This window comes from Actinomadura sp. 9N407 (assembly GCF_044326315.1).
GTDB lineage: Bacteria > Actinomycetota > Actinomycetes > Streptosporangiales > Streptosporangiaceae > Spirillospora.
Map to the genome: position 1 here is coordinate 125,834 of NZ_JBIRAW010000018.1, position 25,583 is coordinate 151,416.

Below are 25,583 nucleotides of genomic sequence, written 5' to 3' on the forward strand. Positions count from 1 at the left end.
TGTGCTGGTGAGGGAGTGCTTCCCCGAGTGCTCCGCAAGGTGATCATCGACGCGAGGTGTCCGATGTCCATGGCTCTACTTCCCGTGGCGGAGTCCGCGGTGCCGCTGTACTGGCGGCGGTCCTTTCCCGGCCGTACGGAGCAGGCGCGTGTGGCGCGCGGATTCGTGGCCTGCCTGCTGGCCGGCTGTCCCTTTCTCGATGATGTGCTGCTCGCGGTGGGCGAGCTGGTGGTGAACGCGCTGCGGCACACCAAGTCCGGCCAGGACGGCGGCTCGTTCACCGTCGAAGTTCTGCGCGGCTGCGGTGGCGTGGTCCTGGGAGTCGCCGATCAGGGCGGGCCGTGCGAGCCGGTCGTCGCCGATGCCGGTGAGCTGGACGAGTGCGGGCGCGGGCTGCTCACCGTGTCCCGTACCGCTGCCCGGTGGGGCTGGTACGGCGATGAGTCCGGTCGCAAGGTCACCGTCGCGTTCGCTGGGGAGTGGGTGGCGTGACGTACTCGGTCGGCGAAACCTACGCCCAGGTTCAGCGGTACCTGCACGCGATGATGACGGCGGCGATGCGCGCCGATCCCGCCGCGCTGGAGGCGGGCGCTGCGGTGCTGGACGTCGATCCCTACAGCCGGGAGTTCGTCCGGAACGCGCGGCGGCTGGCGCTGGCGGGCGGGACGGCGATCACGGCCGTGCTGGCCGTGCACCGGCCCGGGAACGACCCGTACGACCAGGAGGTCTGCCGCGCCTGCGGGACGCGGCAGTGCCGGACGCTGCGGCACCTGTCCGAGGCGTTCGCGGCGTACGCGATCCGACCGGTGGCCGTGGATCGGGCCGAGGCGTGGCGGCGGGCCGACATCGGCTTCGGACCGGGCGCGGGGGCACTCAGCATCGAGGAGTCGGAGGAGTGCTTCATCGCCCGGCCGTCCTCGTCCGTTCCCGGCGGGGAGCGCTACCTGCTGGTGGTCGACCGCCGTACCGGCGCGCTGACCCGCTGGCCCGACCTGCCCAGCGAGCAGCTGATCGACCACTACCGCTCCTACCTGCGCGGCGAGCTATAGCGGCGGTCACGCCGGGCGGCTCACAGGATGAAGTGGACGCACGCCAAAGCCCAGAGGTCGCCGCACCGGCGCACCTCCACCATGTATCGCGAAAGCTTTGAACGCGTCTGGGAAGGCGCCGAACCGCTCAAGACAGGGGGAGGCCAACAGCCGCGTCCCATCCGTCAAAGGCGTGGTCACCAACGACAAGGGCGAGATCTTTCTGATCCGCCGTACCGGAACGATTACTGGGCCGTCACGCGCTGGGTGTCCCAATGGGATTCGTCAAGGGGGGTTCGGGGTGTTGAGGCGTTCGGTGAGGTGGTCGAGGCAGGCGTAGAGGTCTTGCGGGCCGGCGAACTCGAAATGGGTGCTGGTGCTGGATCCGGTAATGAGGTCGGCGATGTCGAGTTCGGCTTCACCGCTGGTCCAGACCATGAGCTGGGCAGCGGTGTGGGTGTTTTCGCAGGTGACCCATGCGGCGGATTTGTCGCGTATGGGGCCGGTGGTGAGCTGCCATCGGGTGCCGTCGGGCTCCCAGTTCGAACCGCGGTCCTGGATGGCGGCTGTGAAGAGGGTCAGATCGAACTCGGTCATGCGGTGATCTTTCCAGGAGTTCGTCGGGCTGTCCCGGCTTCGAGGGGTGGCGCAGTCGGCAACCGAGTGGGTGATCTTGTCCGTGTGAGCAGGGCAAACTTTCCAGGTGATGCCGAGAATCCAATGATCTCTTTGACATCGTCGTGGTCGCCCTGCTGGACCGTCGGGACGGTTGGGCTGGTCAAAGCGCGAGATTAGTGAGTTCTGTCGCTGTTGACCCAGCGGACCGCTGTTCCGTAAGCGAAGACCTCGCCTTTCACTCCTTCCTGGGTAAACGCGTTGGCGGTCGAGGCCACGCCACAGAATCCGACGCCGAGTATGGCATCACCGCCCATCTCCAGGGCCGACACCTTCAGAGCACGCAGCGCCTCACGCTCGTCGTCACATCGTTCACCACGTACCAGACCCACTTCCTCGAAGGAGCGAGTGGCGATCGGCAGCGTTGATGCAGAAACCTGTTCGATCTTGGTATCGAGCCACGAACGGTGCTCGGCGTCTTCCCTCTCCCAGAAGCCCATGGCGTCATAGCTTGCAGGGAAAACCAAGTATGCGAAAGCCCCAGCCGTGACCCGAGAGGGCTCACGGCTGGGGCTTGGTGGCTCGGACTGGTGCAGGTTGGTGATGATCTGCTTGATTTTGCGCCGGCCGATGTTGTGCTTGTCAGCAAGGTGGCGTTGAGGCAGAGGACGGCCGCCGTGGTGCCGGATTCGCCGTGCGTGCCGTACCAACCCGTGGGCGTGGCGGTCCGAGTTGACGGAGGTGACGAGGGCTACGGCGAGCGCGGTCGTGATTCGGGTGAGGCGGTCAGTCATGGGCCAACTCTTCGCGCCATGAGACGGCGAACGGGTCGTTCAGGCCGTGGGTCGCCTCGCGTTCGGCGAGGGTCATGGCTGTGTTCGCCTGGTTGTAGGTGAGGGGCGCCGGTCATGTGGTTTTTCATGTTTTGTAGCGCTATGGGGTGCCTCCCTGCTGATGGGAGAGGGGAGTCAGGGAGCCGATCCGGGGAGCCGGCGCAGGTCGGTTTGGTTCGAGGTGAGTCGGCTGCCCCGTACGGCTCTTTTGGTCCTCTCCCTGTGTTTTTGCAGGTGAGCGGCTCCTTGGGTGGCTCTGGCCGAATGTCTCATGCGGAGGGCGAATAAGTCCTCCTCAGCGGTTCCCTAAGTGAGGCTTAAAGGCGTTCCGGTGGGGGGTGGGGCGCCCTAGCGTCTGGGGTGTCACATCCAAGACACGGCGGAGGTGCACAGGGCGAGAGCAGAGCGAACGTCGGCTGAGGTTCCGACTGAGGTTCCTGATTGAGACAGGTTTTTGGCTCGTACGGCCTTGTAACCCCGCTCTGGGGCCGTGCGGGCCAAAAACTTTTCCGGGGGTCAGTCGCGGGGGAGGGCGCCGTGCAGGAGGAGGCGGATGGCCTCGGCGGTGCCGGTGGCGGAGGTGTCGCCGGTGGCGAGGCGGCGGAGGGCCAGGCCGTAGAGCATCGCGACGATGGCGGGGGCGTGGCGTTCGGCGTCGGGGATGCCGAGGGCGGCGAGGATCGTCGCGGCGAGGCGGTCGTAGGCCTCGACGGACTGGACGGACGTCGCGCGGACGGCGGGGTCGCGGGCGGCGTGCAGGTGGAGTTCGAGGTTGGCGATCTGCTCGGGGCCGTAGGCGAAGGCGATGATGGCCTTCTCGGCCTCGTCGGCGGCCTCGTCGGGGGCGGGGACGGTGTCGCGCAGGCCGGCGACGTGCTCGGTGACGCGGGCGATCTCGGTGTCGACGAAGGTCTGCAGGCTCTCGCGGAGCAGGTCGGACTGGCTGGGGAAGTGGTAGGTCAGCGAGCCGAGTGAGACGCCGGCGGCCTTGGCCACGGCGCGGTTGGTCACGGCGCCGATGCCCTGCTCGCCGATGAGGCGGAGGGTGGCCTGCAGGATCCGGTCACGAGTCACGGCTTCAGTCTTTCGTAGATGGCCCGTCCAGCGTATCGTTCGTTCGAACGAACGAGAGGGTGCGGCATGCTGGGGTTGCGGGAGCAGGCGGATCTGCTGGGGGCGCGGGAGGTCTCCTCGGAGGAACTGGTGGGGGGTGCTCTCGAGCGGATCGAGGAGGGGCGCTCGCTCGGGGTCTTCCGGGTGGTGCTGGGGGATGCGCTGCGGGAGGCGCGGGAGGCCGACAAGCGGTTGAAGGAGGGGGAACGGCTGCCGCTGCTCGGGGTGCCTGTGGCGATCAAGGACGACACCGATCTGGCGGGGGAGACGACGCCGTTCGCGGTACGGGGGCGGCATCCCGTCGCTGTTCGGGACGCCGAGGTCGTGCGCCGGTTGCGGGCGGCGGGGGCTGTGGTGGTGGGGAAGACCACCACGTGTGAGATCGGGCTATGGCCGTTCAGTGAGTCCGCCATTGGGTGCGCGCGGAATCCGTGGAATCCGGAGTACACGCCTGGAGGCTCCTCTGGGGGGAGTGCCGCAGCGGTGGCGGCGGGGATGGTCGCCGGGGCCGTGGGGTCGGACGGGGCCGGTTCGATCCGGATTCCTGCCGCGTGGACGGGGTTGGTGGGCATCAAGCCTCAGCGGGGGAGGGTGTCGGGGTTTCCGCACACGGACCCGTTCCATGGGCTGACCGTGTGGGGTCCGCTGGCGCGGAGTGTGGGGGACGCGGCGCTGATGCTGGACGTGCTCAGCGGGAGCCATCCCGAGGATGTCTATCGGCTTGACGCTCCTGTTTCGTCGTTCGCCGAGGCCGCGAAGGTCGAGCCGGGACGGTTGAGGGTCGCGGTGTCGTTCCGTATGGCGCTGGGTGCCGGAGGGCGGCTGGACCCACAGATTCGGGCCGCGGTGGAACGGATCGCGCGGAGGCTCACGGAACTGGGGCACAAGGTGTTCCCCGCTGACCCGGACTATGGGCTCGTTGGGCTGGGGCTTGTGCCGCGAGGCACGGCCGGGGTGGCGGACTGGGTCGAGTCGATGCGGGACGCCGAGCCGGAGCCGAGGACGTTGGCCGAGGCGAGACTGGGCCGCATCGTGGGGCGCCGGCTGCTGCCGTTGGCGAAGAAGCTGGACCCTGGGCTGAGGCAACGCGCCGGACGGATTTTCCGGTACGCGGACGTGGTCCTTACGCCGACGACGGCCCAGCTGCCGTTGAAGGTGGGGGCGTACCAGGGGGTGGGGTGGCGCAAGACGCAGTCGGGCGTCGCCGCTGCCTGTCCCTATGCCTGGCCGTGGAACGTCCTGGGGTGGCCCGGGGTGAACGTTCCGGCGGGGCTGAGTAAGGAGGGTCTGCCCATTGGGGCGCAGCTCCTGGGGCATGACTCCGACGAGGCCACGCTGATCTCGCTGGCCGCACAGCTTGAGGCCGTCGAGGGGTGGACGGAGCGGCGGCCTTCCTGACTTGCGGCGGGCCGTTGGTGCGGGGGTCCACTCGTCCAACGGCCCGTCGCAGGGCTGTCAGAAGCCGGAGACCAGGCCGCCGTCCACCAGGACCTCGCTGGCGGTGCAGTACGAGGAGTCGTCGGAGGCCAGGTAGACGACCAGGCCGGAGACCTCGCGGGTGCTGGCGAGGCGGCGCAGGGGCAGGTTGGCCATGAGGGAGTCGGCGCGGTCGGCGGTGGCGTTCACGATGTCGTCCTGCATCGACATGGAGGTGATGATGCCGCCGGGGTGGATCGAGTTGACCCGGATGTTGTCCTTGCCGAGTTCGCGCGCGGCGGACTTGGTGAGGCCGCGGACGCCGAACTTGCTGGCGCTGTACGCGGACATGCCCTCGGCGCCGATGAAGCCCTCGGTGGACGAGACGTTCACGATCGAGCCGCCGCCCGCGGCGCGCAGCGCGGGGGTGACCGACTTGATGCCCTGCCACTGGCCGATCAGGTTGACCTCGATGATCTGGCGGCACTCCTCCAGGGTCATCTCCTCGATCGTCTTGTGGCGCATGATCCCGGCGTTGTTGACCAGGATGTTCAGGGCGCCGTAGGCGTCGAGGGCGGTCTGGACGGCGGCCGCCCAGTCGTCGGGCTGGGTGACGTCCAGATGGACGAACGTCGCGTTCTCCAGATCGGCGGCGAGCTTGGCCCCCTCCTCGTCCAGTACGTCGCCGAAGACGACCTTGGCGCCCTCGTCGAGGAAACGCCGGACATGGGCCTTGCCCATGCCGCGCGCACCTCCGGTGATCAGAGCGACCTTGCCGTCAAGCTGTCCCATGTTCTCTCCTCTTGCCCGCGGCCACGGTGGCCGCGGCGGTTCCGTGCTCGGCTCAATCCCGGGTCGCGTAGAGGACGAGGGGGTTGCCCTCGGGGTCGCGCAGTACGGCGCGTACCTCGTGGGGCCCTTCCTCGGGTCCGCGTACGAGCAGGGCCCCGGCGGCGGTGAGCTTCTCGGTCATCGCGATGACGTCGTCCACCTTGAAGGACACCGCGGGCTCGCCCCCGGTGAGGTCCTCCTCGGGGCCGGCGATGGCGAACGTGGTGCCGCCCCCGTCCAGCGTCGCGAACCGGCCGCCGTCCTGGAATTTGACGGTCAGCCCCAGGACGTCGCTGTAGAAGCGGACCGCCTCGCCCACGTCCTTGGCGCCGTAGAGGACATTGCCGATTCGGGTCATGGGGAGGGCCTCCAGAGGGGGAACGGGCCCGTCCCGATGTCCGCATGGGCGCGCTCTCGCGGGCGGTGCGGTACGGGGCGCGGCTGGTCCATCAGCGCCAACCTAGCGCACGCTTGGTTTGCGGGACAATGCCTGTTCAGGATGGACGGCGCTGCGGGACGGACAGGGCTTATAGACGGACAGGGCTTATAGGACGGACAGGGCTTCAGGAGGGAGCGGGCGCGGCGAGCGCGTCCCGGGAGAGCCGGTCCGCGCGGCGGGTGGTCTCCGGCAGCCGGAACTCGGGGCTCAGCGCGAGCGCGTGCCGGCAGGCGGTGTCCAGGTCGATCCGGTGCCCCACGGACACGAACACCGGCTTGACCCCCTCGCGCGTACGCAGGACCCGTCCGATGACCTCGTCGCCATCGTGAACGGGGCCGGTCGAGCCTCTCTCACCGGCCGGTTGCTCGTACGAGCCCACGAAGGGGGTCTTGGCGATGCCGAACGAGGGGATGCCGGTGAGGACTCCCAGGTGGCAGGCCAAGCCGAAACGCCGTGGATGCGCCACTCCGTAGCCGTCGCATACGAGCATGTCCGGTTGCGTCTTCAGTTGCCTCAGGGCCTCGACCAAGGCGGGCAGCTCACGGAACGCGAACAGGCCCGGAACGTAGGGGAAGGCGGCCGTACCCGTCACGACCGACTCCTCCACGACCTCCAGTGTGGGGAAGTCCAACACCACTACGGCGGCGGCCAGGCGTGCGGTCGTGCCGCCTCCGTCGCCCGCGTACGACACGTCCAGGCCCGCGACGGTACGGGGCTCCTGCGGGCCCGGGTCGTCCAGGACGAGCAGGGGCCGGAGCCTGTCCTGGATCGCCTCGGCCTCGGCCTCAGTGTCCGGCCACGGGTGCAGACGGCGTACCTCCATGGCCCGCAACCTACCGTTCCGGTCTCGCGAGCGATTTAGATTGGCCGAGGCCTTGGGGAGGGACACGATGGACGGAACGAGTCTCGCGGGACGCATCGCGGTGGTCACCGGCGGCGCCGGAGGCATCGGCGGCGCGATATGCGCGGACCTGGCCTCGCTGGGCGCGCGCGTCGTCGTCGCCGATCTCGATCCGGACGCGGCCCAGCGGACGGCCGAACGGTTGGGCGGCGGCGCAGGCGCGATCGCCGAACGGGTCGACCTTGGAGATCCCGGCGACATCGACCGTTTCGCGAGTGCGGTCGGTCCCGTCGACATCCTCGTTCACAACGCGGGGGTCAGCATCGTCGAGCCGTTCGTGGAGAGCGACCCGGCCCACTGGGACCTCATGTGGCGGATCAACCTGCGCGCGCCCATGCAGCTGACCCGTGCCCTTCTCCCCGGCATGACCGAACGGGGCTGGGGACGCCTGGTCTTCATCTCCTCGGACGGCGCGCGCGCCGGGGCGGGTGGTGAAGGGGCGTACGCCGCGACCAAGGCGGGGTTGTTCGGGCTCGCCAAGACGCTGGCCCGCGAGGCGGCACACGGCGGAGTCACGAGCAATGTCGTCTGCCCCGGGCCCACTGATACCGCGATGGTCCGGACGGTCTCAGACCAGCACCCCGGACTGCTCGACAAGCTCGCCAAGCAGATCCCGTTGCGCCGCATAGGCCGCCCGGACGACATCGCGGGACTCGTCGCGTTCCTCTGCACCGACCGCGCCGAGTACATCACCGGCCAGACGCTCTCGGTCAGCGGCGGAATCACGATGAACTGACGAGGCAGTGTTTCAAAGTCCTCGCGCGGTGGCTGAGGCCACGTTGAGACAAGCCCCTAGGAGACCGCAGGAACCGGCCGTGCGTCAGGAGAGGGACGCGTAGGCGGCCTTGACGACGCTGTAGGCGCGCAGGTCGCCGGACAGCTGGTCGCCCATCAGGTTCGGTAGGTAGGCGACGGCAAGGTCGGCGTCGGGGTCGCCCAGGCCGATCGAGCCGCCCGCACCCGTGTGGCCGAAGGCGGAGTCGCGACCGGTGGCAGGGGTGAAGAACGTCATGGACGGGCGCATGTAGCCGAGCCCGAAGGAGCTGTCGATCAGCATCGTCCGGTCCGGCCCGCTGACCCGCGGCTTGATGGCGTCGCGCAGGGTCTCGGGCTTGAGGATGCGTCCCGCGACCAGATCCCGGTAGAAGCCGGCGAGCCCGGTCGCGGTGGTGAGCATCCCGGCGGCCGGCCATCCGCCTCGCAGGACCACCGGGTTGTTGTAGCCGCCCTTGCCGGGGTGGGGGTTGTTGAGAGCCCGGTTGAAGCTGCTGTCGGGGTCGGTGTAGGCCGTCGCCAGGCGGCTCAGCATGTCGCCGTCGCGGGCCTGCGGCTTTTCGGTGGCGCCGGCCGCCTCGCTCTTGGGAGCGGACGACTGAGCGTCGGCCGCCGCGCTCTTGGGGCGGCGCGCGGTGAGCTTGGCGGCCCGTTCGATGACGTCGTCGGGAGCACCGATCCACAGGTCCAGGTCGCCGGTGAACTCCTCCTTGGCGAACGCGCCGACCGTACGGCCCGACAGGCGCCGCACGATCTCGCCGGCCAGCCACCCGTATGTCAGGGCGTGGTAGCCGTGGCCGTCGCCCGGCGTCCACTCCGGCTTCTGCGCCGCCAGTTCCGCCGCCATGGCCTGCGCGTCCGCGGCCTCCTCGGCGGAGACCGACCGGGCGAACGAGGGCAGGCCCACCTGGTGCGACAGCAGGTGCGCCGCGGTCGCGCCCTCCTTGCCGTGCGCGCCGAACTCGGGCCACCAGTCCGTCACGGGGCCGTCGATGTCGTACGCGCCCCGTTCGGCCAGCAGCAGCGCGGCCGTCGCCGTCACGGCCTTGGTGCACGAGAAGCCGAAGGCCGGGGTGCCGGCCTCCCATTCCCGTCCGGTGCGGTGATCGGCGATGCCGCCCCACAGGTCCACCACCCGGCGCCCGCCCGCGTACACCGCCACGGCCGCCCCGATCTCGCGCGCCTCGGCGAAGTTCCGCTCGAAGGCGTCGCGCACGCCGGAGAAGGCCGGATCGCAGTACCCCTGCACAGTGCTCATTGCCGCGCTCCCCACTGAAGGTCTCGACTCACTGGACGGTCTCGACGCTGGACGGTCTCCAACCGAATGATGCTCGATTTGTCCGGCCTTCGGGTACGGCGGGGTCCCTCGGGCCGCCGTTAGGCTCGAACCGATGAAGACGACGAAGAGGCTGCTGATCGTCCACCACACGCCGTCGCCCTCGTTGCAGGCCATGTTCGAGGCGGTCCGCGCGGGCGCCACCACCGACGAGATCGAGGGCGTCGAGGTGGTCACCCGCCCGGCGCTGACGGCCTCGCCCGTGGACGTCATGGAGGCCGACGGCTACCTGCTGGGCACGCCGGTGAACCTCGGCTACCTGTCCGGGGCGCTCAAGCACTTCTTCGACCAGATCTACTACCCGTGCCTGGAGGAGACCGTACGGCGGCCGTACGGGGCGTACCTGCACGGCAACAACGACGCCACCGGAGCGCTGCGGGCCCTGGAGTCGATCACGACCGGGCTGAAGTGGCGGGCCGTCCGGCCGCCCGTGGTGATCACCGGCGAGCCGGGACGGGACGGCCTGGAGGGCTGCTGGGAGCTGGGCGCGACCGTGGCCGCCGAGCTCGGCACGGTCTGAACGGGGTCCGCTACCGTGACCCCATGAGCGGATTCCGGCATGTGGTGATGTTCGGGTGGGCCGAGGGGACCACCATCTCGCAGCAGGAGGAGGTCGCGGCCAGGCTGAGCGCGCTGACCGGGGTGATCCCCGAGATCGGCTCGCTGAGCGTCGGCCTCGACGCCGGGGTCAACCCCGGCAACTTCGACTTCGTCGTGGTCGGCGACTTCGCCGACCGGGACGCCTACGTGGCCTACCGCGACCACCCCGCGCACCGGGCCGTCGTCGACGAGTACATCAAGCCGATCGTCGACCGCCGCGCCGCCGTCCAGTACGACCTGTAGCCCGCCCGAAGCCGTTGACTCGTGGCGTGTTCGCCTGATCGCGCGCCGGTGGAGGCGAACACGCCACGAGTCAACCGGGGGTTTCGCGGGCGCCGGCCGCCCGTAGGAGGACGGCGATCGAGTGCTGGCCCCGGTCGAGCGCGTGCCGGAGCGGGGAGACGCCGTCGCCGTCGGGGCGGTTCACGTCCGCGCCGGCCTCGATCAGCGCGCCGACGATCTCCCGGTACGGCCCGGAGCCGTCGCCCTCGATGATCGCTTCCAGCAGGCCGGTCAGGCCGAGCCGGTTGGCGTGGTCGACGTCGATCCCGGTGCCGAGCACGGCGCGGACGTAGCCGGCGTGGCCGCGCTCGCAGGCCGGGATGAGCGCCACGTCGCCGTGCTGGTTGGCGGCCGAAGGGTCGGGCCCGGCCGGCAGCAGCGCGCGGAGCATCGCCACGCCGCCCGTCATTCCGGTGACCAGGAACGCGCTGTCGCCCCGGTGGTCGCGGGCGGCGGGGTCGGCGCCCGCGACCCCCAGCCCCTCGGCGGTCTCCACATGGTCGGCCGCGGCGGCGAGCAGCAGCGCCGTACGGCCGAGCCCGTCGCGGGCCTCCAGCGCCGCCCCCGCCTGCAGGGCGTCGCGTACCCCGGCCGCGTCCCCCTTGGCCGCCGCCGTGAGCAGTTCTTCGTCGTTCACCGAGCCCCTTTCCCGCGCCGTGTTCTCTTGATCATCATCCCGGTCCCGGCCGGATGCCGTCTCCAGGTTCGATGATCTTTGTGGGCCGGATACCAAGCAATCGCTTGTCTGATTGGGTCCCGGCGCGTTAGGTTCTGCTGCGACGGCACCGCCGGTGGGCCGCCCCCCTTGGTCCGCCGGCCCTGCCCACGGGCGCCGCTCACCGGGGACGGATCGCGCCCCGTCTCCGGTGAGTGGCATCGGGCCGCGTGATCGCAGGCGCCGCCGTACGGCGGCCGATCTGCCAGTGGTCGATCTGTCAGCGGTTGGTCTGCCAGCGGCCGACCTGCACGTGACCGGCCTGTAAGCGGTCGGTCTGCCGGTGGCCGGCATGGCAATGCGTCATGGCAGTGCCGCGTGCCCGGTGGTCTCCCAGGGGCACGCGGCGTTCCTCGCCCGTCATCCCAGCGAACGTGCTCGCAGGATCAGATCGCGGATGTCCTGCGGTGTGGGGCCCTCCAGCAGTCGAGGGCCGCTCCGTAGCGGTACCAGTGCCCACCAGGACCCGGTCGCTTCTCCGAACCAGACGCGCACGCCGGGGAACTGGCCTTGAAGGCTGCGTGCGGTGGCCGCCCGCAGCTGCGCCGGCGTTGGTTCCTCATGCCCGGCGGTGCCCGGTCGCCCCGTCATGTCGCCTCCCTCCCCCATCTCACCGGTATCAGCGTCCACGTGACCCGATTCAGCACCCGGATTTGTCAAATTGTGACGAATGACACCGAGTGGGCTCATCATCCGTGGGCCGCCGCTCACCAGGACGTACGGGCCGCGCGGTGTTGCCGCTCAGAGCGGGGCCTCGGCGGGGCTGGTGGAGCAGGCGGCCGGTACGCCGGAAGCCGGTCCGGCGGGGCCGATGTCAGTGGGTGTTGATCCCGTCGAACATGACCTTGAGGTAGTGCTCGCCCAGGCCCTGCGCGTCCAGCCGGCCGCCCGGCCGGAACCAGCGCACCGCCACCCAGATGGTGTCGCGGATCATCCGGTACGTGAGCTTGGCGTCGATGTCGGCGCGGAAGATCCCGTCCTCCTGGCCCGCCCTGATGGCGTCCACCCACATCTTCTCGACCTCGTCCTCGGACTTGGTGAGGTAGGCGAAGCGGTCCATGCCCTTGAGGTAGTTCCAGTCGTTCTGCATCACCGTGATGGCGGCCCGGTGCGGTTCCAGGGTGCCGAAGGCGATGCGGACGAGCCCCGCGACGGTCGCGCGGGAGTCCCGGCCCTCGTCGATCACCGCACGGTACGCCGCCATGATGTCGCGGAAGAAGTCGGACAGGATCTCGTCCACGATCGACTCCTTGGAGTCGAAGTGGTGGTAGAGGCTGCCGGACAGGATCCCGGCCTCGTCGGCGATGTTCCGGACCGTGGTGGCCTGGAAACCCTTCTCCGCGAAGAGTTCGGCCGCGAGCCTGACCAGGTGCTCGCGCCGCTCCGAGGCCAGGGCGGGGGAGCCCTTGCCGCGGCGGCGGGAGCCGCCCTCGCCACCGGTGCGGGCCTTGGGGCGTCCGGAATCCGTGCTCGTGGTCGTCACCCCTCTCATTATGCCGTGCACGTTTCGCCGTACACGCCCAACCGCTTGTTCGCATCACCTGTCAGCACCAGGTTACGCCACGTAGCAAGCGCTTGGTAGAGCCAGCGGGCGGCGGCCGTCCCGCGTCACCGGCTGGGCGGCAGGGCACCGCCCGTACCGTCACCCGCCTCGGCGGCCTCCGCGGCCTCCGCGAGCCGGTCGCGCAGCGTACGGACGAGCGCGTCGCTCTGCTCGGTGAGCCGCTCGATCGCCGGCAGCGCCAGGTCGTCGCGGACGCTGTCGGCGAGCAGGTCGTCGTACTCGTGCGCGCGGGCGGCCAGGTCGTCCAGATGGCGCTGCGCGCGCAGCGCCTCGTCGGCGGCCCTCGTCCGTTCGGCGTAGTGCTCCAGTGCCTCCACCCGGCGGGTCACGGCCTGGACGGACAGGTCGAGCTTCTCCTGGAACGGGCGCAGCGCGGCACCGACCTCGGGTACCTCCGACGCCGCCCACACGCGGTGCTCGCTCCGCAGCTTCGACTGGCGGGCCAGTACCTGCGCGATCTCCCACTCCTGGCGGGGCAGCGTCACGGCGTTGTCCACGTCGTCGAGCAGGCCCTCCCGGTTGACCTCCGAGTCCCGTACGGCGTCGATCGCCTCCTGGGCCCGGCCGAGCAGCCCGCGGGCGTCGTCGTCGAGGTCCTCGGGCGTGAGGTAGCGGTCGCGGCGCCGGGCCAGCTCGCGGGCGCGCTGCAGGTCGAGCGAGACCGCGGGGGAGCCCAGCGCGACCAGGACGGCCATCATCGCCAGCCCGAGCAGCCACAGCGAGCCCAGCACCGGAGCGCCCAGCACGCCCATGCCGAGGACGGTCAGCGGGGCCAGCCAGACCAGCGGGCGCCGCCTGGCCACGATCGTGTCGAGCTCGGCCCGCAGCGACGGGTCGGCCACCGGGCGCAGCTCGTGGGGCGCGCCCTCGCCCTGGTACGGGGGCGCGATGCGCTCCCAGTAGGTCCCGACATGGGTCTCGAACGCGAAGTCGGTCGGCGAGAGCTCGATCTCGGTCGGCCCGGCGGGCAGCGGCCAGGACCCGACCGGTTCGCCGCCGCCGGGGCCGGCGAACCGGACCCACCAGCCGCCCTTGCCGTCCTCGCATCGGTAGCGCCCGGGCGCCACGTCGATCCCGACGAAGTACGTCCCGATCCCCGGGATGGAGTTGTTCCAGGTACCACTGGTCACCGGCGACCTCCGACCCGACCTCTCCGCCGTGCCCGTCCCCTCGGTTCCGCTGATCGTCGCGCACCACGTCGAACGATCGGGAAACGTCAGGAGTTGCCGTACCCATAAAGAGGCCCGGACCCACAAATAGGGCCGGAGTGCCCGGGATCGCTCGGCCGCGCCCGGATGGAATACTCCTGCCGTGAGCCCTACCGACGATCCCTTCGACGACCCTCCGTGGGCGATGCAGCTGGTGGCACGGGCCGAGAAGGCGGCGCCGCCTTCGCACAGCGCGGTCTGCGCGGCCACCGCGACGGCGGTCGTACGCCTGCTCACCGATCCGCGCGCGGCCGATCCGGACGGCGAATGGCATCCGTTCGTGCACCGCTGGGAATCGGGACGGATCCGCAAGGTGACGCGGCGGGCCCGGGGCGTCCGCTGGCCGGAGGTGCAGGCGCTGCCGGGCGTCACCGTCGAAGAGGACGGTGCCGAGGTACGGGCGTTCGTGCCCGGCCCGGTCACGGAGGTACCGCCCGAGATCGCCAAGCTCCAGGTGGCCGGACTCGAGCTGACCGACGACCCCGGCGACGGCGGTGACTCTGGCGGCGGCGGCGGTGACTCTGGAGATACGGCGCGCAAGCCGCTCGAGCCGCCGTACGCGGTGATCGCCCTCAACCCGGACGTGCCGATGACCACCGGCAAGGCCGCGGCCCAGTCGGGCCATGCCGCGCACCTGCTCCTGCGGCAGGCGGGCGCGGCGGCGGTACAGGCCTGGATCGAGGGCGGCCTGCGCGTGCGCATCGCCCGCGACATCCCGTGGCGCCGCTGCGTGAAGGAGGCCACGGTCGCGGTACGCGACGCCGGGTTCACCGAGGTCCCGCCCAGGACGATGACGGCCGTCGGCTGGATCGTCACCGACTGAGCCGCCATCCGAGCCGCCATCCGAGCCGGCGACCGGGCCGCTGAACGAATGACGGCGGGCCGGGCCCGTAGAGGCCCGGCCCGCCGCACCTGCCGTTCAGCAGATCAGGCCGTTCAGGAGATCAGGGCAGGGTCACCGCGATGGGGGTGACTCCGGACTTGCGGATCTGGGACGCCAGCCGTCCCGCGAACGGGTGATGGTCGACCGACAGCCCGCGCGGGTTGTCGATGACGTAGTGCACCGCGCCCCCGTTCCGGCGTTCGGCCCACTTGGCGCCGACCGACCGCAGCAGCGCGACCGTACGGGCGGCGTCGGCGGCCTTGACCGAGACCCGGATGGGCGACTCGGCCTGGGGCAGCGCCGCGGCCTGCTTCGCCGCCGTCCCGGAGGGCGAGGCCAGGATGGCCGCGCCCGGTGCCGGGTCCGGGCCCAGGATCGCGTTGACGAGCAGCTTGGCGGTGCCGTCGGTGAACGCCCGGAAGTTGGGCTCGCCGCCGAACAGCACCGTCCGTCCCTCGCCGACCGCCTCGTCGACGACCGCCGCCGTACCGCCGAGCTCGGACGCGCCGCGCTCGAAGCCGGAGACGAACCAGTCGGGCGAGGTGGTCGCCGGGTAGGCCACCGCGACCTTGGCCGGGTCGGCCTGCCGCATCACCACGTCGTAGGAGTAGAACTGCCACGCCGTGGCGCCCACGTTCCTCGCCAGCGGGCTCTTGCCATCGACGTCGACGCGCAGCAGCGTGCCCGGGATGTCGGACGTGGGCTCGCTGAGCTGCGTGGTGGTCAGCCCGAGCCGCGCGGCCAGTTCCGTGCCGCCCTGCCAGCCGACGTACCGGCCGCCGTCCTGCGTCCACTTCTGCAGCGCGGCACGGCCGCCGTCGCCCAGCCCGTTGTACGCGGTCGCGGCCGGGCCGTTCGGTACGAGCAGCACCTCGACGCCGCCCAGCTTGCCCGCGGCCACGTCGGCCGGTGAGAGCAGCGTGAACGGCAGCTTCCACTCACGGTCGAGCTTGTGCCGCAGCCAGCCGGCCGACTGCCGCGCGGACGACGACGTCTCCGACAGTTGCAGGACACCGATCTTCGGTGCCTTGCCATGGCGCGAGGCCGCCTTCTCCGCCCCCTCCTCCTTGAGTGCCGGTACGGAGGAGGCACGCGGGCGCAGTTCCGTTCCGGACGAGCCGCCCTGCACGTTCCCCAGCAGTGGCAGGCTCCACGCCGTCACGTCGTAGAAGTAGGGGAACGGCGTGTAGGAGTCCTCGTTCAGCATGGCCTGGACCCAGTGCTTCTGGCCCTGCGCCATGGGAACCCAGTACGTGCCCGCCGGAAGCGTCGTCTTCGCCTCGGGACGCCCGTACGCCTTGAAGTCCGGCACGGTCAGCGGCTTCGACAGCCGTTCGACGCGGACGCCCATCCGCTGCAGGCGCCGCACGATGGTCTGTACTTGCGCGCGCTTGGCCTTGTCGTCCGCCCGCAGGAAGTAGTGCCGGACCTTGCGGTCGGGTACGGGGCGGTCGATCTGGTTCGGCGGGTTGTAGATCTGGTTGGGCTCCAGCTGCCCCGCCTTGCCCTGCGCGTAGGCGTCGACCGCCATCTGGCGCCACTCGCTAAGGATCGTTCGCCGCTTGCCCGCCGCCGCCGACAGCGTCACCCACTGGGTCAGGTACTGCTCCCTGAACCTGTCCGGGTACGGGCTCTCCCCGCCCTTCTCGTACGTCATCCCGGCGGCGTGGAACGCGGTGGTCGGGACCGTGTCCCCGTACCCCTGGTAGAAGAGGTCGTAGACGTCGCGGTTGAAGAAGTCGATGCCCTGCCGCCTGAACTCGGCGGCCATCGCGGCGCCGTACAGGTCGTTGATCCACCCGATCGCCTGCTCGGGCGTCTCGTGGTAGATCGGGTCGGCGTTGGGCGGGAAGAAGTAGGAGTCGCCGCCCATCTCGTGCGCGTCGATGTAGAGCGCCGGCGGGTACTGGTCGAGCATCGCCAGCTTGCCGTCGGTCTCGGGCTGGGTGCGCGCGAACCAGTCGCGGTTCATGTCGAACCCGTACGCGTTCTGCCGGGTCTCGGCCTCGCGCCCGTCCGGGTTCTGCGTCGGCAGGATGATGACGAGCGCGTTGTCCAGCACGTTCGTCGCCGCGCAGTCGGTGCGGTCGCCGAGGTCGCGCAGGACCTGGAGCGCCGCGTCGGTACCGCTGGGCTCGTCACCGTGCACGTTGCCGCTGACCCAGAGGATGGGCACGCCGCGCTCGGTGATCCGCTTGGCGAGGGCCTCGGGTGTACGGGGATCGCGCAGCAGGGCCGCCTCGGCCCGTACCTTCGCCAGGCCGGCCCTGGACAGCAGGTTCGGCTTGCCGGCGATGGCGTACTTGAGGGGACGGCCCTGGGCGCTTTCGGCCAGGGTGCCGGAGATGACGCGCTCGCTCTTCGCGGCGACGGTCTCCAGATACCGGTCGGACTCGGCGGCGGTCACCTGGCGCTCGCCGAGTTCCATTCCGAGGACCTGCTGGGGGGAGGGGACCTTGCCGCGGTAGCGCGGCTCGGTCTGCGTCGGGTCACAGGCCGGGGCCTTGACCGGTGCGGCGGGCTGCGCCGCGGCCGTGGCCGCGAGCGCCGCCTGAGCCGCCAGCGACGTGGCCAGCACCACCGACCACGCGAGTTTTCGGGCTCTCATATGGCCCAAAGCTGGCAGCGGCCGAATCGTCCACCAACGGCAACTGTTGACGAGATCGTCCCGGCGGGTCGGGCGTCATCCCTCGTTGACGTACGGCGCGAACCGATCTCTAGGGCGCGCCCTGGCCGTCGCGGCGCTCGGGCGTCTCGGGTAGCGGCATCGGGCGGGTGGCGTCCGCGGGGGGCCGCGCCGGCGGCTTCGGAGGCTCGAACGCCTGCGTGGCCTGGGCATCCTGCGGTGCCTGGGCGGTCTGCTGCGCGTGCGCGTTCTGCGGGGGCTGCACGTCCATCACGGTCTCGCTCGCGACGTCCCGTACCGGAGCCGGGGCAGGGGACGGAGCGGGCGCCGGAGCCGGGGCCTGCTGGTGGTTCCAGGGGAGCGCGTGGCCTCCTGTGGCCGAACGGGCGGCTTCCTGAACGCGGTTGAGCGTGGCGAGGGCGAATTCCTGCGTACGCGTCAGCGGCTGACCCGGCGCTGCGACCGGGACCGGGACCGGCGCGGGTACGGGCGACGGCGCGGGGACGGCGCCCGCGACGGGCTGCATGGGCGGCACAGGCTGCCCGGGTTGCCCGGGTTGCCCGGGTTGCACGGGTGGCGCCGCCTCGGGCTTGGCCGCGCGGCCCACCCGCGCCTTCACGCTCAGCCCGTACGAGAGGAACAGCAGCAGGGCGAAGGCGGCCAGGTAGACGGCGTGCTCCAGCAGGCCGCCCCACTTGCCCTTGACGACGTCCAGCACGGCGAACACGCCGAAGCCCACGAGCCAGCCGGCCAGGGCGGGCAGGAACCACACGTCCCGGCGCCGTACGACGCCCGCCAGGACGAGCACGACCAGCACCAGTTCGACCATCTTCACGGCGGCCAGTACCGGCGTGGCCAGGCCCGAGCCGATGTACCCGGCGAGCTCCGCGCGCCGGTCGCCCCAGCCGATCAGAGCCGTGGCGAACCCGGCGAACCCGTACGCGACGAGGAACGCCCCGATCGGGTAGTGGAACCGGTGCCAGTTCTGGCCGCCCGCCGCCGGGGCCCGGTCGGGGACGGTCGCGGGCGGCGGTACGGGAGGCTGCAGTGGCGGCGGCACCGGAGTGCTGCCAGGGGACTGGGGAAGCCGCAGGTCGGGCCGGGTCAGGTCCCGGTGCCCCTCCGGGCTCGATCCCGCGTACGCCGTCATGCACTGCCCCCATCTGGACGACCGTCTGGTACGCGCAAGATATCCCGGATCGGGCGGCCGCATTCGCGGGTCGGCACACCCGAGGCCGCAAGGTCCCGATCCGGCCGCGGTCCTTGATCATCGAATGTTGCGGCGCCGAACATTCGCCGCCGCGCCGGCCCGGACCGTCCGGCCACCCGTACGTGATCGGGTTCCCGCACGTTGATCGCGTGTTACTTGATTGTTATCGCTCACAACAAATAGGGCCTCGACGGGCCGGGGGAACGGGACATAAGTTGCGAGACGCAACATTCGCCGATGTGACCCCCGTCACCGGCGAACCCACCCCCCAGAAAGGACCCGGGCCCATGCGCAAGGGGATCCTCAGCCTCACCGCCGTAACGGCGGCCGCGGTGCTCACGCTCGCGGCCTGCGGGGACGGTGAGGAGAGCGGCGGCGAACAGCAGGGCAAGATCGGCGTGATCCTGCCCGACACCAAGTCCTCGGTTCGCTGGGAGAGCTTCGACCGGCCGTTGCTGGAGCAGTCGTTCAAGACGGCGGGCGTCAAGTACGACATCCAGAACGCCGAAGGCTCGACCCAGCGCTTCCAGACCATCGCCGACCAGATGCTCACCGGCGGCGTCACCGTCCTGGTCGTGACCGGGCTCGACTCCAACTCCGCGGCGGCCGTGCAGCGCAAGGCACAGCAGCAGGGCGTCAAGACGATCGACTACGACCGGCTCACGCTCGGCGGTGTCGCCGACTACTACGTGTCGTTCGACAACGTGAAGGTCGGCGAGGAGCAGGGCAAGGGCCTGCAGAAGTGCCTGGGCGACAAGAAGGCCAACATCGCCTACCTCAACGGCGCGCCCACCGACAACAACGCCACCCTGTTCGCCCAGGGCGCGCACAGCGTCCTCGACAAGGTGACCTCGTACAAGAAGGTCGCCGAGCAGGCCGTGCCGGATTGGGACAACCAGCAGGCCGCCACCATCTTCGAGCAGATGTGGACCCAGCAGGACGGGAAGATCGACGGCGTGCTGGCCGCCAACGACGGCGTCGGCAACGCGGCGATCGCCGTGCTGAAGAAGAACAACCGGGCCGGCGAGGTGCCGGTGACCGGGCAGGACGCCACCGTCCAGGGCCTGCAGAACGTCCTGGACGGCAACCAGTGCATGACCGTCTACAAGCCGATCAAGCAGGAGGCCGACGCGGTCGCCAAGCTGGCCGTCGGGCTGACCAAGGGCGAGAAGGGCGAGACCACCGCCTCCGTGGACGACCCGCAGGGCAAGCGGAAGGTCCCCTCGGTCCTGCTGACGCCCATCGGCGTGTTCAAGGACAACGTCAAGCAGGTCGTCGACGACGGCTTCGTCAAGAAGGAAGAGCTCTGCGCGGGCGCCTACGCGGCCAAGTGCAAGGACGCCGGCATCCAGTGACCGTCACGCGGGGCCCGGCCAACCGGAGCGCGCACACACGCGCCCCGGCGGCCGGGTCCCGCCACGGGGCCCGGCCACCACGCGAGCGCGTTTGACTGACCGGTGAGGCGACGCCGAAGGCGAGCCTCACCGGTCAGATCGCGAAGCGATGCAGCGCTCGCACAAGGCACGGTCAGGGGTGCGAGCCGCCAGGCGAGCACCCCTGGGCCGGGGCTTAGAAATTGGGCCGGGGCTTTAGAAACGAAGGGAAGCACGTGGCAGAAAACGGTGATCCCGTCCTCAGGCTGATCGGGCTCAACAAGAGCTTCGGTGCCGTCCACGTCCTGCACGACGTGGACTTCGCCGTGCGGACCGGTGAGGTGATGGCCCTGGTCGGTGACAACGGCGCGGGCAAGTCCACCCTCATCAAATGCATCGCCGGGATCCATCCGACCGACTCCGGGACGATCGAGTTCGACGGCCGCGAGGTCGAGATCGGCGGGCCGCGCGACGCCGCCGCGCTCGGCATCGAGGTGGTCTACCAGGATCTCGCGCTGGCCGACAATCTGGACATCGTGCAGAACATGTTCCTCGGCCGCGAGCGCCGCCGCGGCATCGTGCTGGACGAGGACTCCATGGAGCAGGCGGCCCGCGACACCCTCGCCCGGCTGTCGGTCCGTACCATGCAGTCGGTGCGCCAGCAGGTGGCCAGCCTCTCGGGAGGCCAGCGGCAGACCGTGGCCATCGCCAAGGCCGCGCTGTGGGAGTCCAAGGTGGTGATCCTGGACGAGCCCACCGCCGCGCTCGGCGTCGCCCAGACCCGCCAGGTCCTGGACCTGGTCAGGCGGCTGGCCGACACCGGTCACGCGGTGGTGCTGATCTCGCACAACATGATCGACGTGTTCGAGGTCGCCGACCGCATCACGGCCCTCTACCTGGGCCGGGTGGCCGCCGACGTGGCCCGTGCCGACGTCACCACCGGCCAGGTCGTGGAGCTCATCACCGCCGGCCGTTCCGGCGATCTCGGCCTGGCGCCGACGACCGCCGCCCAGAACATCTGAAGGGGCACCGATGTCCATCGACAAGAACGACACGGGTGCCGCCGCCCTCAAGCTCGCGGAGTCGGACTTCGCGGGCGACCGGCGCCCCCTGGACGTGCGCTCGGCGCTGACCGACTACTGGAACCGGATCCGTGCCGGCGATCTCGGCGCGCTGCCGGCGCTGGCCGGGCTGGCCGGGCTGGTCGTCCTGTTCACCGCCCTGCGCCCCGAGACGTTCCTCAGCGAACGCAACATCGCCAACCTGTTCACCCAGGCCATGCCGGTGACGATCCTGGCCATGGGCCTGGTCTTCGTGCTGCTGCTCGGCGAGATCGACCTGTCGGCCGGGGTGGCCAGCGGGGTGTGCGGCGCGGTGATGGCCAAACTGATCGTCGACTCCGGCCAGCCCTGGTACGTGGCGGTGCTGTCGGCGGTGGCGGCCGGCATCGTGATCGGTGCCGGGACCGGCTGGCTGGTCGCGGTCGTGCGGATCCCCTCGTTCGTGGTCACGCTGGCGCTGTTCCTCGGGCTCCAGGGCATCACCCTGCGGCTGATCGGGCAGGGCGGCACCGTTCCGGTGCGCGATGAGGCCATCGTGGCGCTGGCCAACCGGAACATGCCGGTCTGGCTCGGCTGGACGCTGGCCGGGGTGACCGCCGGCGGGTACGCCGCCGTCCTGCTGTGGCGGTGGCGGCGCCAGCACCAGCGCGGGCTGGCCGCGCAGCCGGTCCAGCTGGTGGCCGGCCAGGCCGTGGTGGTGGCGATGGCGCTGCTGTTCGGCACGTACGTGCTCAGCATGGACCGGGCGCCGAGCCCGGCCGTCACGCTGGCCGGGGTGCCGTGGGGCATCCCGCTGGTGGGGGTGCTGCTGATCGTGGCGACGTTCGTGCTGGGCCGCACGGCCTACGGGCGACACCTGTACGCGATCGGCGGCAACGCCGAGGCCGCCAGGCGGGCCGGGATCAACGTCACCCGGCTGCGGATGTCGGTCTTCATGATCTGCTCGGGAACGGCGGCGATCTCCGGCATCTTCGCCGCGTCCCGCCTCAACTCGGTCACCCCCGACGCCGGCGCGGGCAACACGCTGCTGTTCGCGGTCGGCGCCGCGGTGATCGGCGGGACGAGCCTGTTCGGCGGGCGCGGCAAGGCCCGGGACGCGATCCTCGGCGGGCTGGTCGTGGCCATCATCGCCAACGGGCTCGGGCTGCTCGGCGCCAAGGCGTACGTCAACCTGCTCATCACCGGCGGCGTGCTGCTGCTGGCGGCGAGCATCGACGCGCTCGCCCGGCGCCGCCGGGCGGCCACGGGACGGTGAGTCTCACGGCGGGTTCGGGGGAGCCGGAGGCGTTCGCCGCCGGCCCCCCGCCCGTTGTCGGCTCGCCCGTGGTGGATTCGCCCGTGGCCGGCTGGCCTGTGGTCGGCTGGCCCGTGGCCGGCTCGCCTGCGGGTGGTTCTCCCGTGGCGGGTCCTTCCGTGGCGGGTCCAGCCGCCTCAGGGGCCCCGGGCATCGCCTTCCAGGCCGGAGAGGCTGCTGCTACGCTCGGCAGGCGTGACCGTCTATCGCGCGATGATGGTGCGCCACGGTGGGAGCCCCTCGGCATGTCAGTGACACCCGTCCTTGACCTGCGCGGAATCGACAAGAGCTTCGGTCCCGTCAAGGTCCTGCACGACGTCTCGTTCACGGCCCGTGCCGGTGAGGTCACCGCACTGGTCGGCGACAACGGCGCGGGCAAGACGACGCTGGTCAAGTGCATCGGCGGCATCCACCCGTTCGACTCGGGCCGCTACCTCTGGCAGGGCGGCCCGATACGGGTCGACAGCCCCCGGGACGCGGCCGCGCTGGGCATCGAGGTCGTCCACCAGGACCTGGCGCTCTGCGAGAACCTCGACATCGTGCAGAACATGTTCCTCGGCCGCGAGCGGCGCCGCGGGCCCGTGCTCGACGAGGCCGGGATGGAGGAGCTGGCGGCGAGCACGCTGGCGTCGCTGTCGGTCCGGTCGATGCGTTCGGTACGGCAGCAGGTCTCGTCGCTGTCGGGCGGGCAGCGGCAGACCGTCGCGATCGCCCGCGCGGTGCTGTGGGACAGCAAGCTGATCGTGCTCGACGAGCCCGCCGCGGCGCTCGGCATCGCGCAGACGCAGCAGGTACTGGAGCTGGTCAGGCGGCTGGCCGACAAGGGGCTCGCGGTAGTGCTGATCTCGCACAACATGAACGACGTGTTCGCGGTCTCGGACCGGATCGCCGCGCTCTACCTGGGCCGGATGGTCGCGCAGGTCAACACGGCGGACGTGACGCACGCGCAGATCGTCGAGCTGATCACCTCCGGCCGCAGCGGCGAGCTGGGCCTGGCCCGCGAGGCGGGCGCACCGGCGGCGGGGCCGCCGGGATGATGCGGGCCGGACCGTCACAAGAGGAGATCCGCCGCCACAACCTCGGCACGCTGCTGCGCTTCGTCCATCTGCGCGGCCCGGCCTCGCGGGCGACGCTGGGCGAGTCGCTGGGCCTCAACCGCAGCACGATCATGGCGCTGACCGCGGATCTCACCGCGGCCGGGCTGGTGCGCGAGGAACTGCCGCGCAGCCCCGGCCGCCGGGCGGGCCGGCCGTCGCTGGTCGTACGGCCCGAGTCCACCCGCGTGTACGTGCTGGCGTTCGACGTCGGCGTCGACCGGCTCGGCGTGGCCCGGGTCGGGCTCGGCGGTCAGATCCTCGAACGGCGCGAGGCGCCCCGCACGCGCGGCCCGTTCGATCCGGCCGAGATGGTCGGCGTGCTGGCGGCGGCCGCGCGCTCGCTGACGCGCAAGGCGGGCCGCGACTCGGTCTGCGTGGGGGCGGCGCTGGCCTTTCCCGGTACGGTCCGCCGCGCCGACGACCAGATCATGTTCGGTCCCAACCTCGAGATCGGCGATCTGGCGCTGGGCGAGTCGCTGTCGCGCCGGCTCGGCCTGGGCATCCCGGTCTCGGTCTGCAACGACGCCAACCTCGGCGCGCTGGCCGAGCACGAGCGCGGCGCGGGCGTGGGCTGCGACAACCTCATCTACCTGCACGGCGACGTCGGGGTCGGCGGCGGCCTCATCGTCGGCGGCCGGCTGCTCGGCGGCGAGGAGGGCTTCGGCGGGGAGATCGGCCACATGGTGGTCAACCCCGGCGGGCGGGGCTGTGCCTGCGGTTCGCGCGGCTGCCTGGAGGCCGAGGTGGGGGAGCGGACGCTGCTCGCCCACGCGGGCCGGGAGGAATCGTCCGACCTGGTCGGGCGCGACGCCGTGCGCGCGGTCGTCGACGCCGCCGACCGCGGCGACGTCGTGGCCAGGGACGCGCTGCACCGGGTCGGCACGTGGCTGGGCTTCGGCGTGGCCAACCTGGTCAACATCTTCAACCCGGGCCTGGTGGTCTTCGGCGGGACGCTGCGCGACATCTACCTCGGAGCGGCGGCCCAGGTACGGAGCGTCCTGGCGACGGGCGCGCTCGCGGCCCCGAGGGAGAAGGTCCGGCTCCGTACGGCGGCGCTAGGGGACGACACCACGCTGGTGGGGGCGGCGGAGTTCGCGTTCGCCGAGGTCCTCGCCGATCCCGTCCAGGTACTGGCCCGGCTGCGCGCCCCCGAGGACACCCCCGTCTCCTGAGCGCGGCGGTGTTGTAACCGGCGGACTTAGGTGCGGCGGGTGTGCGGTGGCAGCAGGGAATGGGCCGTGGCGTACGGCGCCACCATGGCGGCGCCGCTCAGGCCGTCGAGCATGGTCCGTCCGGTGAACGTCAGGAACCGCTTCGTACGCACACCCAGCCGCGCGCCCTCGTGCAGCGTCGCCCAGGCCAGCCAGCCCACCGCCACCACGACGACGTACGAGACCAGCCGGTAGAGGCCGACCGCCGCCCCGGCGGGCGCCAGGGCCGCGCCGAGCGCGACCAGGGACGCGGCCATGCTGGACTCGATCGCGCCGAGACCGCCCGGCAGCAGCGGGAGCAGGCTGCCCGCCGCCTGCGCCGCGAAATAGGCCAGCGCCACCGCGTGCGGCGCGACCTCGATGCCGACGGCCCGCGCCGCCGCGAACAGCGCCAGGATGTCGAACAGCCAGTTGACCACCGCCAGCAGTACGAGCGCGCCCCAGTCGCGCAGGTCCGGCCGCAGCACCTCGCGGCCCTCGCGGAGGCGGTCGGCGTGCGGGGCGATCCGCCGGTGCGCCAGCAGCCGTCTCCCGGCCCGGGACGCGAGCGCGGCCAGGCGGGCGCGCGGGCCGCGCCGGGCCAGCACCAGTACCAACACGACCGGCACGAGCAGCGCCACCAGCGCCGCGCCTCGGGCCTGCGGAGCGGCCAGCAGTGCCAGCAGGGCGATGACCGTGTACGCGGCAGAGGTGATCACGCCGCCGATCAGGATCACCGCCGTGGCCAGCTGCGCCGTCGCCCCGCTGCGCCGGAACTGCCGGAACGTGTAGACGACGCTCACGGCCGGACCGGCGGGCAGCGTGGTCGACAGGGCGTTCCCGGCGTACGTCACCGCGAACGCGCGGCGCAGCGTCATCCGGATGCCGCCGATCCGCAGCAGCCGGCGCTGCAGCCGGGCGAAGGCGCCCATCGAGATCGCCTCGGCCAGCACGATCACGGCGATCCAGGCCGGATGCGCCCGCGTGGCCGCGTGCCACATCGCGCCGAAGTCGGGGAGCCGGTCGCGGAACAGGACGAGCAGCAGGACCGCCGCGATCGCCAGACACCAGTGCAGGAGCGCGCGCCGGGACCGGAGCGGCCCCGCCGGGCGGCGGGAAGGCCGGGAAGAGGGGAGGGCGGGCTGCGTAGATGCCGTGACTGATCGGCTCATGTCCCGGTCACCTCGCAAGTTC

At 71.2% G+C, this 25,583-nt stretch carries 26 protein-coding genes; 12 read left to right on the top strand and 14 right to left on the bottom strand.

Annotated elements, in window-relative coordinates:
- Positions 1-69: 69 nt before the first annotated feature.
- Positions 70-492 (top strand): ATP-binding protein, encoded by a 423-nt coding sequence (locus tag ACH34Q_RS26815; RefSeq protein WP_395985826.1) that lies wholly within the window; start codon positions 70-72, stop codon positions 490-492.
- Entirely contained in the window at positions 489-1,049 is a 561-nt protein-coding gene (locus ACH34Q_RS26820; protein WP_395985827.1) for a hypothetical protein, read from the top strand. The genes ACH34Q_RS26815 and ACH34Q_RS26820 overlap by 4 nt, the downstream gene beginning before the upstream one ends.
- Before the next feature lie 264 nt (positions 1,050-1,313).
- Here ACH34Q_RS26820 and ACH34Q_RS26825 read toward each other — a convergent pair whose 3' ends face one another.
- The 3 genes from ACH34Q_RS26825 to ACH34Q_RS26835 all read right to left on the bottom strand — a co-directional run bounded on the left by ACH34Q_RS26825 (position 1,314) and on the right by ACH34Q_RS26835 (position 3,550).
- Positions 1,314-1,625 carry a hypothetical protein gene (locus ACH34Q_RS26825; RefSeq protein ID WP_395985828.1) on the bottom strand — a complete coding sequence of 104 codons (312 nt, stop codon included), beginning with the start codon at positions 1,623-1,625 and terminating at the stop codon, positions 1,314-1,316.
- 194 nt (positions 1,626-1,819) lie between these two features.
- On the bottom strand, positions 1,820-2,437 hold the full coding sequence (locus ACH34Q_RS26830) for a hypothetical protein (RefSeq protein ID WP_395985829.1): 618 nt from the start codon (positions 2,435-2,437) through the stop codon (positions 1,820-1,822).
- Between the two features lie 555 nt (positions 2,438-2,992).
- On the bottom strand, positions 2,993-3,550 hold the full coding sequence (locus tag ACH34Q_RS26835; RefSeq protein ID WP_395985830.1) for a TetR/AcrR family transcriptional regulator: 558 nt from the start codon (positions 3,548-3,550) through the stop codon (positions 2,993-2,995).
- Between the two features lie 66 nt (positions 3,551-3,616).
- Between ACH34Q_RS26835 and ACH34Q_RS26840 the strand changes: the two genes are divergently transcribed.
- Positions 3,617-4,987, top strand: a complete 1,371-nt coding sequence (locus ACH34Q_RS26840; protein ID WP_395985831.1) for an amidase — start codon at positions 3,617-3,619, stop codon at positions 4,985-4,987.
- Positions 4,988-5,044: 57 nt separating this feature from the next.
- Here the strand turns inward: ACH34Q_RS26840 and ACH34Q_RS26845 are convergent, their stop codons facing one another.
- The 3 genes from ACH34Q_RS26845 to nfi form a co-directional block, all read right to left on the bottom strand.
- Positions 5,045-5,797, bottom strand: a complete 753-nt coding sequence (locus ACH34Q_RS26845; RefSeq protein WP_395985832.1) for a glucose 1-dehydrogenase — start codon at positions 5,795-5,797, stop codon at positions 5,045-5,047.
- Between the two features lie 52 nt (positions 5,798-5,849).
- Complete coding sequence (locus ACH34Q_RS26850) at positions 5,850-6,194, bottom strand: VOC family protein (RefSeq protein ID WP_395985833.1); 345 nt, start codon at positions 6,192-6,194, stop codon at positions 5,850-5,852.
- Between the two features lie 205 nt (positions 6,195-6,399).
- Entirely contained in the window at positions 6,400-7,098 is a 699-nt protein-coding gene (gene nfi / locus ACH34Q_RS26855) for a deoxyribonuclease V (RefSeq protein WP_395985834.1), read from the bottom strand.
- Positions 7,099-7,165: 67 nt separating this feature from the next.
- On the opposite strand from nfi, the gene ACH34Q_RS26860 reads away from it, so the two are divergent.
- Entirely contained in the window at positions 7,166-7,912 is a 747-nt protein-coding gene (locus ACH34Q_RS26860) for an SDR family NAD(P)-dependent oxidoreductase (RefSeq protein ID WP_395985835.1), read from the top strand.
- 84 nt (positions 7,913-7,996) lie between these two features.
- Here the strand turns inward: ACH34Q_RS26860 and ACH34Q_RS26865 are convergent, their stop codons facing one another.
- The gene (locus tag ACH34Q_RS26865; RefSeq protein ID WP_395985836.1) at positions 7,997-9,208 is read right to left on the bottom strand and encodes a serine hydrolase domain-containing protein; all 1,212 of its coding nucleotides are present in this window, start codon (positions 9,206-9,208) and stop codon (positions 7,997-7,999) included.
- 133 nt (positions 9,209-9,341) lie between these two features.
- Between ACH34Q_RS26865 and ACH34Q_RS26870 the strand changes: the two genes are divergently transcribed.
- Both ACH34Q_RS26870 and ACH34Q_RS26875 read left to right on the top strand, forming a co-directional pair.
- Positions 9,342-9,806: a flavodoxin family protein gene (locus ACH34Q_RS26870; protein WP_395985837.1), complete on the top strand. Its 465-nt coding sequence runs from the start codon at positions 9,342-9,344 to the stop codon at positions 9,804-9,806.
- Between the two features lie 23 nt (positions 9,807-9,829).
- A complete protein-coding gene (locus ACH34Q_RS26875) occupies positions 9,830-10,129 on the top strand; it encodes a Dabb family protein (RefSeq protein ID WP_395985838.1) in 300 nt (99 codons plus the stop codon).
- Between the two features lie 70 nt (positions 10,130-10,199).
- On the opposite strand, the gene ACH34Q_RS26880 is transcribed toward ACH34Q_RS26875, so the two are convergent.
- The 4 genes from ACH34Q_RS26880 to ACH34Q_RS26895 all read right to left on the bottom strand — a co-directional run bounded on the left by ACH34Q_RS26880 (position 10,200) and on the right by ACH34Q_RS26895 (position 13,577).
- On the bottom strand, positions 10,200-10,805 hold the full coding sequence (locus ACH34Q_RS26880) for an ankyrin repeat domain-containing protein (RefSeq protein ID WP_395985839.1): 606 nt from the start codon (positions 10,803-10,805) through the stop codon (positions 10,200-10,202).
- A 438-nt stretch (positions 10,806-11,243) separates the two neighbouring features.
- A complete protein-coding gene (locus tag ACH34Q_RS26885; protein ID WP_395985840.1) occupies positions 11,244-11,474 on the bottom strand; it encodes a hypothetical protein in 231 nt (76 codons plus the stop codon).
- 223 nt (positions 11,475-11,697) lie between these two features.
- Positions 11,698-12,366, bottom strand: coding sequence for a TetR/AcrR family transcriptional regulator (locus ACH34Q_RS26890; protein ID WP_395985841.1), 669 nt, complete (start codon positions 12,364-12,366; stop codon positions 11,698-11,700).
- A gap of 125 nt (positions 12,367-12,491) precedes the next feature.
- The gene (locus ACH34Q_RS26895) at positions 12,492-13,577 is read right to left on the bottom strand and encodes a hypothetical protein (RefSeq protein ID WP_395985842.1); all 1,086 of its coding nucleotides are present in this window, start codon (positions 13,575-13,577) and stop codon (positions 12,492-12,494) included.
- 181 nt (positions 13,578-13,758) lie between these two features.
- Here ACH34Q_RS26895 and ACH34Q_RS26900 point away from each other — a divergent pair, with 181 nt between their 5' ends.
- Complete coding sequence (locus ACH34Q_RS26900; RefSeq protein ID WP_395985843.1) at positions 13,759-14,478, top strand: hypothetical protein; 720 nt, start codon at positions 13,759-13,761, stop codon at positions 14,476-14,478.
- 121 nt (positions 14,479-14,599) lie between these two features.
- Here the strand turns inward: ACH34Q_RS26900 and ACH34Q_RS26905 are convergent, their stop codons facing one another.
- Positions 14,600-17,146 carry a M14 family zinc carboxypeptidase gene (locus ACH34Q_RS26905; RefSeq protein WP_395985844.1) on the bottom strand — a complete coding sequence of 849 codons (2,547 nt, stop codon included), beginning with the start codon at positions 17,144-17,146 and terminating at the stop codon, positions 14,600-14,602.
- Positions 17,147-17,255: 109 nt separating this feature from the next.
- The gene (locus tag ACH34Q_RS26910; RefSeq protein WP_395985845.1) at positions 17,256-18,314 is read right to left on the bottom strand and encodes a hypothetical protein; all 1,059 of its coding nucleotides are present in this window, start codon (positions 18,312-18,314) and stop codon (positions 17,256-17,258) included.
- A 347-nt stretch (positions 18,315-18,661) separates the two neighbouring features.
- Between ACH34Q_RS26910 and ACH34Q_RS26915 the strand changes: the two genes are divergently transcribed.
- The 5 genes from ACH34Q_RS26915 (at position 18,662) to ACH34Q_RS26935 (ending at position 24,371) form a co-directional block, all read left to right on the top strand.
- On the top strand, positions 18,662-19,729 hold the full coding sequence (locus tag ACH34Q_RS26915; RefSeq protein WP_395985846.1) for a sugar ABC transporter substrate-binding protein: 1,068 nt from the start codon (positions 18,662-18,664) through the stop codon (positions 19,727-19,729).
- 254 nt (positions 19,730-19,983) lie between these two features.
- On the top strand, positions 19,984-20,769 hold the full coding sequence (locus tag ACH34Q_RS26920; protein ID WP_395985847.1) for an ATP-binding cassette domain-containing protein: 786 nt from the start codon (positions 19,984-19,986) through the stop codon (positions 20,767-20,769).
- Between the two features lie 10 nt (positions 20,770-20,779).
- Complete coding sequence (locus tag ACH34Q_RS26925; protein ID WP_395985848.1) at positions 20,780-22,063, top strand: sugar ABC transporter permease; 1,284 nt, start codon at positions 20,780-20,782, stop codon at positions 22,061-22,063.
- 284 nt (positions 22,064-22,347) lie between these two features.
- A complete protein-coding gene (locus tag ACH34Q_RS26930) occupies positions 22,348-23,139 on the top strand; it encodes an ATP-binding cassette domain-containing protein (RefSeq protein WP_395985849.1) in 792 nt (263 codons plus the stop codon).
- Positions 23,139-24,371 carry an ROK family protein gene (locus ACH34Q_RS26935; RefSeq protein ID WP_395985883.1) on the top strand — a complete coding sequence of 411 codons (1,233 nt, stop codon included), beginning with the start codon at positions 23,139-23,141 and terminating at the stop codon, positions 24,369-24,371. Before ACH34Q_RS26930 ends, ACH34Q_RS26935 begins: the two co-directional genes overlap by 1 nt.
- 26 nt (positions 24,372-24,397) lie before the next feature.
- Here ACH34Q_RS26935 and ACH34Q_RS26940 read toward each other — a convergent pair whose 3' ends face one another.
- Entirely contained in the window at positions 24,398-25,561 is a 1,164-nt protein-coding gene (locus ACH34Q_RS26940; RefSeq protein WP_395985850.1) for a lysylphosphatidylglycerol synthase transmembrane domain-containing protein, read from the bottom strand.
- Positions 25,562-25,583: the final 22 nt, after the last annotated feature.

What these genes read in the sequence shown, in the direction of transcription:
- ACH34Q_RS26815 (WP_395985826.1), top strand. Translation starts at nt 70, where the DNA reads ATGGCTCTACTTCCCGTGGCGGAGTCCGCGGTGCCGCTGTACTGGCGG.
- ACH34Q_RS26825 (WP_395985828.1), bottom strand. Translation starts at nt 1,625, where the DNA reads ATGACCGAGTTCGATCTGACCCTCTTCACAGCCGCCATCCAGGACCGC.
- ACH34Q_RS26830 (WP_395985829.1), bottom strand. Translation starts at nt 2,437, where the DNA reads ATGACTGACCGCCTCACCCGAATCACGACCGCGCTCGCCGTAGCCCTC.
- ACH34Q_RS26840 (WP_395985831.1), top strand. Translation starts at nt 3,617, where the DNA reads ATGCTGGGGTTGCGGGAGCAGGCGGATCTGCTGGGGGCGCGGGAGGTC.
- ACH34Q_RS26845 (WP_395985832.1), bottom strand. Translation starts at nt 5,797, where the DNA reads ATGGGACAGCTTGACGGCAAGGTCGCTCTGATCACCGGAGGTGCGCGC.
- ACH34Q_RS26850 (WP_395985833.1), bottom strand. Translation starts at nt 6,194, where the DNA reads ATGACCCGAATCGGCAATGTCCTCTACGGCGCCAAGGACGTGGGCGAG.
- nfi (WP_395985834.1), bottom strand. Translation starts at nt 7,098, where the DNA reads ATGGAGGTACGCCGTCTGCACCCGTGGCCGGACACTGAGGCCGAGGCC.
- ACH34Q_RS26860 (WP_395985835.1), top strand. Translation starts at nt 7,166, where the DNA reads ATGGACGGAACGAGTCTCGCGGGACGCATCGCGGTGGTCACCGGCGGC.
- ACH34Q_RS26865 (WP_395985836.1), bottom strand. Translation starts at nt 9,208, where the DNA reads ATGAGCACTGTGCAGGGGTACTGCGATCCGGCCTTCTCCGGCGTGCGC.
- ACH34Q_RS26870 (WP_395985837.1), top strand. Translation starts at nt 9,342, where the DNA reads ATGAAGACGACGAAGAGGCTGCTGATCGTCCACCACACGCCGTCGCCC.
- ACH34Q_RS26875 (WP_395985838.1), top strand. Translation starts at nt 9,830, where the DNA reads ATGAGCGGATTCCGGCATGTGGTGATGTTCGGGTGGGCCGAGGGGACC.
- ACH34Q_RS26885 (WP_395985840.1), bottom strand. Translation starts at nt 11,474, where the DNA reads ATGACGGGGCGACCGGGCACCGCCGGGCATGAGGAACCAACGCCGGCG.
- ACH34Q_RS26905 (WP_395985844.1), bottom strand. Translation starts at nt 17,146, where the DNA reads ATGAGAGCCCGAAAACTCGCGTGGTCGGTGGTGCTGGCCACGTCGCTG.
- ACH34Q_RS26910 (WP_395985845.1), bottom strand. Translation starts at nt 18,314, where the DNA reads ATGACGGCGTACGCGGGATCGAGCCCGGAGGGGCACCGGGACCTGACC.
- ACH34Q_RS26915 (WP_395985846.1), top strand. Translation starts at nt 18,662, where the DNA reads ATGCGCAAGGGGATCCTCAGCCTCACCGCCGTAACGGCGGCCGCGGTG.
- ACH34Q_RS26925 (WP_395985848.1), top strand. Translation starts at nt 20,780, where the DNA reads ATGTCCATCGACAAGAACGACACGGGTGCCGCCGCCCTCAAGCTCGCG.
- ACH34Q_RS26930 (WP_395985849.1), top strand. Translation starts at nt 22,348, where the DNA reads ATGTCAGTGACACCCGTCCTTGACCTGCGCGGAATCGACAAGAGCTTC.
- ACH34Q_RS26935 (WP_395985883.1), top strand. Translation starts at nt 23,139, where the DNA reads ATGCGGGCCGGACCGTCACAAGAGGAGATCCGCCGCCACAACCTCGGC.
- ACH34Q_RS26940 (WP_395985850.1), bottom strand. Translation starts at nt 25,561, where the DNA reads ATGAGCCGATCAGTCACGGCATCTACGCAGCCCGCCCTCCCCTCTTCC.